General features: G+C 37.7%; 5 protein-coding genes and 1 pseudogene. 3 read left to right on the top strand and 3 right to left on the bottom strand.

What is annotated here, in order from left to right; all coding sequences use genetic code 11:
- Positions 1–8 precede the first annotated feature (8 nt).
- The gene (locus tag HUN22_RS15075) at positions 9–218 is read left to right on the top strand and encodes a cold-shock protein (protein ID WP_174730966.1); all 210 of its coding nucleotides are present in this window, start codon (positions 9–11) and stop codon (positions 216–218) included.
- A 61-nt stretch (positions 219–279) separates the two neighbouring features.
- Positions 280–435 (top strand): annotated as a pseudogene (locus HUN22_RS18235) (tautomerase family protein); the annotation flags it as partial.
- Between the two features lie 17 nt (positions 436–452).
- Here HUN22_RS18235 and HUN22_RS15070 read toward each other — a convergent pair.
- The gene (locus tag HUN22_RS15070; protein WP_174730963.1) at positions 453–1,340 is read right to left on the bottom strand and encodes an AraC family transcriptional regulator; all 888 of its coding nucleotides are present in this window, start codon (positions 1,338–1,340) and stop codon (positions 453–455) included.
- A gap of 288 nt (positions 1,341–1,628) precedes the next feature.
- On the opposite strand from HUN22_RS15070, the gene HUN22_RS15065 reads away from it, so the two are divergent.
- Positions 1,629–2,681, top strand: a complete 1,053-nt coding sequence (locus HUN22_RS15065; RefSeq protein ID WP_174730961.1) for an NAD(P)-dependent alcohol dehydrogenase — start codon at positions 1,629–1,631, stop codon at positions 2,679–2,681.
- Between the two features lie 72 nt (positions 2,682–2,753).
- On the opposite strand, the gene HUN22_RS15060 is transcribed toward HUN22_RS15065, so the two are convergent.
- Complete coding sequence (locus HUN22_RS15060; RefSeq protein ID WP_174730958.1) at positions 2,754–4,097, bottom strand: PepSY-associated TM helix domain-containing protein; 1,344 nt, start codon at positions 4,095–4,097, stop codon at positions 2,754–2,756.
- A gap of 158 nt (positions 4,098–4,255) precedes the next feature.
- The gene (locus tag HUN22_RS15055) at positions 4,256–5,803 is read right to left on the bottom strand and encodes a tyrosinase family protein (protein WP_174730955.1); all 1,548 of its coding nucleotides are present in this window, start codon (positions 5,801–5,803) and stop codon (positions 4,256–4,258) included.
- Positions 5,804–6,114: the final 311 nt, after the last annotated feature.

Genomic DNA, 6,114 nt, shown 5'->3' with positions numbered 1-6,114 from the left:
GATATATTATGTCTAATACAACTAATGGTACAGTAAAGTGGTTTAACGAAACTAAAGGTTTCGGTTTTATTCAACAAGAATCTGGTCCAGATGTGTTTGCCCATTTTAAAGAGATTGCTTCTTCTGGCTTCAAAACTTTATATGAAGGTCAGCGAGTAACTTTTAATATCGCTCAAGGACAAAAAGGTCCAAGTGCTGTGAATATTATTCCACAGTAATAAGCGATAAATAAAAAAGCCCTGAATAATCAGGGCTTTTTTATTTATTGTGAATCAGCTTTTACCTGATTTATTTGTAGAGATCGAAGGAAAGGGAAATGCTGCTTTTCGGGCGCATGTCTGGATACGAATTGATGAATATCCTCCTGAACAGTGGCAATTAGGCCACTTACGACCAACAAAAGAGATGATTGAAATAATATCTAAAGCTAACTAATAAATGCTTGTCTATTTTCATCCGCTCTTTATATCCACCGACGGTGGAACTCCAAAAAAGCGTTTATATTCTCTAGAAAATTGCGACAAACTTTCATAGCCGACTTGTATGCTTGTAGATGAAATATCGCATTCTTCAGTGATTAATAAACGCCGTGCTTCGGTCAGTCTCATTCTTTTTTGATATTGTAAGGGACTCATTGAGGTTATATCACGAAAATGCTGATGAAAACTTGAAGCACTCATACCCATTGTGCTTGCAAGTTCCTCAACGTTAAATGATTTTGCAAAATTTGTTTTCAACCATTCAATCGCTTTCACAATCCGATGGCCTGTGGTTCCTGCCGCTACAATTCGTTTAAGTCGGTCACCTTGCGGACTCATTAATAAACGATAAAAAATTTCCTTAATAATAAGGGGAGACAATATAGGGATGTCTTGAGGTGTGTCTAGTAATTTTAATAACCGTATAAAAGCATCATTCAGTTCCGAATTTACGACTCCAACAGCCATTCCTTTTTTCTCAGTATTTACATCTTTAAAAGGAATATGGGCCTCAAGCATAATTTGGGCAAGCACATACGGGTCTAAGCGTAGCACTATTGAAAGATATGGTCTTTCAACTGAAGCTTCAAGAACTTGAGCAATGACAGGCAGGTCAATTGCAGTAAAAAGAAAATGGTTAGAGTCGTAAGTATAGGTTTCTTCGCTAAGAATCACCTGTTTTTTCCCTTGAGCAATCATACATAGACTGGCATCCATCATACTGCTATTTGGCTGGGTCAGTGTTTCAGCACGAAATAAGGTCAGTCCCATAATAGGCGTTTCGAATGTACCTTTTTCTCGGGTCCATTGATCGACAAGTTGAGCTAATTCTTGATTACTGTCTAGAGACCCATTCGCCATTCAGATTCTACCGATTACCCTCTGTGTTTTTATTGTAGGCATTTCACATAAGAAAAATAGAGAGAAGTGCAACAATTCGGAGGATTAGGCAAATCTGCAAGAGGAATAGAACAACGTCTTACTACTTTCATTTTTATACTGATGAACATGGCAAAAAAGTCGATTGATTAAAGCCTGTTGATTCACCGTTCCCACAACGTATTCACGGTTTTTCAAAATTAATAGCCGTCAATGAAGGTCTAGCCAAGAAATCGTCTTTATTTAAACATTAAACATGAGAGAAAAAATATGACAATTGAAGTTCTAGGATATGCCGCGCTGTCATCAGAGACTCCTTTAGTTCCATTTAAGTTTGAACGTAGAACTCCACGTGAAGATGATGTCGTCATTCAAATTGAATATTGTGGTGTTTGTCACTCAGATTTACATCAGGCCAAAAACGATTGGGGATTCAGTTCTTATCCGTTAGTTCCGGGTCATGAAATTGTAGGACGCGTAACCTTAATTGGCCCCAAAGTCACAAAGTATAAAGTCGGTGATTTGGTGGGCATTGGCTGTATGGTCGATTCATGCCGTACTTGTTCAGCTTGCCATTCAGGATTAGAACAGTATTGTGAACAAGGCAACATCCAAACTTATGGCGCTGTAGATCGTCATGACCAACGACCGACTTATGGCGGATATTCTCAAACCATTACTTGTAGTGAAGATTTTGTATTAAAAGTACCAGAAAATCTGGATGCTCAAGCTGTACCGCCTTTACTTTGTGCGGGGATTACCACATGGTCACCACTTCGCCATTGGAATATTGGGAAAGGCAGTAAAGTTGCAGTTGTTGGTTTAGGTGGTCTAGGGCACATGGCCATTAAACTTGCAAATGCTCTAGGTGCGGAAGTGACATTATTCACTCGCTCAGCTAACAAAGAACAAGATGCAAAACAACTCGGAGCGCATCATGTTGTGTTATCAACAGATGAAACTCAAATGCGGTCAGTCCTAAATCAGTTTGATTTAATTATTGATACTGTGCCTTATGACCATGATCTTGAGCCTTATATTCCAACGCTAGCTTTAAATGGAACAATTGTGTTGGTTGGATATTTGGGTGAAATTAGCGCAAATTCAATCCCAATGATTTTGGGTAGAAAATCAATTGCTGGCTCGGTGATTGGCGGGATTAAGGAAACACAAGAGTTACTTGATTTCTGTGGTGAACATAACATCGTTTCTGAAGTAGAGATGATTGATATGCAAAACATTAATGAAGCTTTTGAACGTATGCTAAAGAGCGACGTGAAGTATCGTTTTGTGATTGATATGAAAACACTTTCTGAAGATTAATTTAGTAGTCATTTTTGCTGTGCATACTATGAGTAGTGTGCACAGCTCAAAGGTTTAATACGAATGTGAGTGTTATGATTTAGAAGGAATGTATTTACGCATAGCAAAGATAAATAGCGTAAATAAAATACTAAAACCAAAAACAGGTAAGCTAACTCCTAACACGAGGCTCACCGCTATAACCCCTAATTTTTGTGGCCCAGTTGCACGATTCCAAATTAATAAGCTTTGACCAACAAAGTGGGTGGTCATGTGTTTTAAATTCGAGTTTTTAAACGCAGCTTTATATGCATAAATAATCATAATACACAGTGCAAATGCGTAAAGCGCTAGTACTAATTGATTTATCCAGCCAAATAAAACCCCAATATGCGCATCAACTCCCCAACGGGTGAGCTTTGCCACCAGTGAATAGTCTTTAAAAGCAAGTTGATCGATCACTCTGTGCTGTTCCATATCAATTGCGATACTATCTGCTTGAGTTGGCCATTTGCGCTGAATTTCGGCTACCACCCAAGCTTGGTTTCCACTGGTCGGTGGTTTGATTTGTATTTGTGTTGCATCAATGCCATGTGCTCTGGCTATTGAAAGAGCGGTATCATATTCAGTTGGAACAATATTTAAATTAAGATTTTCACTGTGTGACATTTCGTGATGTTCATGGTGCATCACTAAAGGGGAATTACCTGTTTGAAGGGAAGTTACTAATGTTGGGGTTTGCCAGTTGAGCCATTGGCGAGCAACCCGAATATTGTCTCCAGCCCACTCGGACCATGTAAGACCCGTAATCGCGATTAATAATAAAAGTGGAAATAAAGCTAAACCAAGCGTGCTATGCCACTTCAAGAGTCGATTTTTTTTGGTTTGCCTGATTTTAAGGTTTTGACGGCGCTTCCACCAATTATACAGTCCAGTCAAAGTCAAAACTGCTAACCAGCTTGCCGCCAGTTCACTATAAAAGCGGCCCCATTTCCCTAGTAATAAATTACTATGTAGTTGGTCGAGCGTAGTTCGCAAAGGCAAAACCCCGCTAGTACCATAAACTGCTAAATGACCTTTGGCTTTAAGCGTAAAAGGATCAATAAAAACGGCTTCACTCGTAAAATGATGTATGGAGTCTGAGAAAATTATACGAGTTGTCTGGTCAGCACTTGGGGCTGGTCTAACTTCAGTCACTTGTGCAGACTTAGGCATTACTTGCTTTGCGGCTTCAATTTGTTGACTCAGCTTATATGGCGTTTGATTTGTAGGCTCAATAAACAGAACATCTTTATAGATCGCTTGTTCAAGTTGAGGGGTAATGGCATAGAGTAAACCGGTGATTGCAGCAACTAATATAAATGGTGCAATAAAAATACCGGCATAAATATGAATTAAACGATAAAGACTACGCCAGAAGGATGATTGGGTCAGCATCAGAAGATAATATCTATCAGGTGTTGGATGGATTATAACGACTTATTTGTCTTGATGCTGATTGAGCTGTAACCAGTATTAAATTATTTGAGTAGCTCTTCAGCATATTGTTGGGTCTAGTGAAAAGGCCTGAAAAGATCAGGCCTCTCCCTTAATTATTATTTTGAAGTTTCTAAGCGAACCTGAGAAATACTTAAACCTTGAGAGCTTACTTTTTCCTTCACTTGATCAAGCGTTAAATCAGTAGCAACAAATTGAACTTCTAAGTCTTCAGCAGGCATGCCTAATTGCTTAACCTGATCACTGACTTGATAGACCAGCTGACCAATATAGCCTGGGTGCCCGCCGTGGTCATGATCTAACACACCGAAGTAGTTAATTGTGGCCACATAAATTTTTTGGTCAGGTCTATTTTTTGGAGATAGATAAATCTTATAGGTTAGATTTGGATTACCAATCATTTGGACATTATCTAATATTAAATAGGTTTGTCCTGATGACAGCTTTGTTTGAGTAAGTTGACTAGAGTTCTCTAAGAAACTTGCAGTTTGAGGAGCTAAAGCCACTTTTTGAGTTACACCCATAAGCTTAATGCTTTTATTACTGCTGACTGGTTTATGATTCATTTTAAATAGGTTTGTTTTTTCAGCACTTTTGCTACTCATGACAGTAGCTTCAACTTTACAAGCATTTTCATTAGTATATCGCACTGGAATTTTACCGGGGGTGAATACATCAGCAATGGTCATGGTGACTTTGTTGCCGTTTTCATCTGCAAAAGTATATCGGGTGTCATACCAACTATCTGGCATACCTAAATTTTTCTTGGCCCATTCAAGCGTAATTGGTTGCCCATTTGCTTTTTTATTTAGCCAGCATTGCCACAAACGGTCGATATTTGCATGGTGCATATAAAATACGGGGTCTAAGCCTGCAATAGGTACAAATCCCATATCAGGCAATACACAGTTTTTACCTACAGCACAGTGCATTACACCATGGGGTTGAGACTGTAATTGGTTAGAGAAGTCTGTAAAGTTATCCCATTTAAATGCTTGAGCAGCGCTGGCATTATCTGGATCTATGGCGCTAATGTTTGTATTTAAACCCGGTGTACGGAACTGATCATATAAAGTACCAGCTTGTTTACCGCGGACCAATTTAGGCAGTGCTAAGCCTTTACCATTAGCAGCTTTTTCTTCGTAATAGTCCCAATAAGGAAGAGAGTAATCTTGCCCAACATATTTACGTACTGTTCGCTCATAAAAATAAAGCATCATACGGTGCCAAGGTAAGAAATTTAGATTGCCATGTTGGCATGTACCCCAAACTTCATCGGTAAAGCCATCATTTGGGACTGGTGAATTTTGAATATGCTTATAGTAACTGTCACATACTGCTTTACTATATATCTCTAAACACTGTGGCATACGGTACTGATTAACATAATAATCTTTGTTGGTTGCATGTGTACCTGTACCAAAATAGCCATGTGTATTGGCCCAGTAATTAAAGCTTGTACGAAACTCAGGTGATAATGGGGGAGCATTATTATTTGCCCGCATTTTTTCCAAACCTTTTTGTAATGCATTTACTCTGGCTGGATCTTTTGCAAACTCCGTCGCACTCATTCGTAATGAGTCAGCATGAGTCGTTAAGCTCATGCTGAATAATAGAGTACCTAAAATATAATAATTTCTCTTCATGATTTTAAATCCTTGTCATGTTTAATGTTCTTATATTTGATTATTTGTAATGTATGAATTCACCCTTGTTTTGGGTAATTCTTGACCTAATCTAGCATATAAAATAGTTTTTATTAAAGTTTTATATTTAATATTAATAATGAAGAAATTTAACTTTAAATCTTGTAATTTTTTAGAAAAACTTAATTATTTATCATGTTGTTTTTAATGTATTTTTATTAATAATAAAAATTTTTAAAATAAAAAATAATTATATTTTTACTTAATGTGTTTTATTTATTTGAATTTATGGGATTGAAGTATCGCTGTTG

Source organism: Acinetobacter lactucae (genome assembly GCF_013344765.1).
Taxonomy (GTDB): Bacteria; Pseudomonadota; Gammaproteobacteria; order Pseudomonadales; family Moraxellaceae; genus Acinetobacter; species Acinetobacter lactucae_A.
Note: the sequence above shows the minus strand (reverse complement) of the source record. Positions and strands in the feature narration are given on the sequence as shown.

Coding starts and splice junctions, on each gene's coding strand:
- HUN22_RS15070 (WP_174730963.1), bottom strand. CDS start 1,340: ATGGCGAATGGGTCTCTAGACAGTAATCAAGAATTAGCTCAACTTGTC.
- HUN22_RS15055 (WP_174730955.1), bottom strand. CDS start 5,803: ATGAAGAGAAATTATTATATTTTAGGTACTCTATTATTCAGCATGAGC.
- HUN22_RS15075 (WP_174730966.1), top strand. CDS start 9: ATGTCTAATACAACTAATGGTACAGTAAAGTGGTTTAACGAAACTAAA.
- HUN22_RS15065 (WP_174730961.1), top strand. CDS start 1,629: ATGACAATTGAAGTTCTAGGATATGCCGCGCTGTCATCAGAGACTCCT.
- HUN22_RS15060 (WP_174730958.1), bottom strand. CDS start 4,097: ATGCTGACCCAATCATCCTTCTGGCGTAGTCTTTATCGTTTAATTCAT.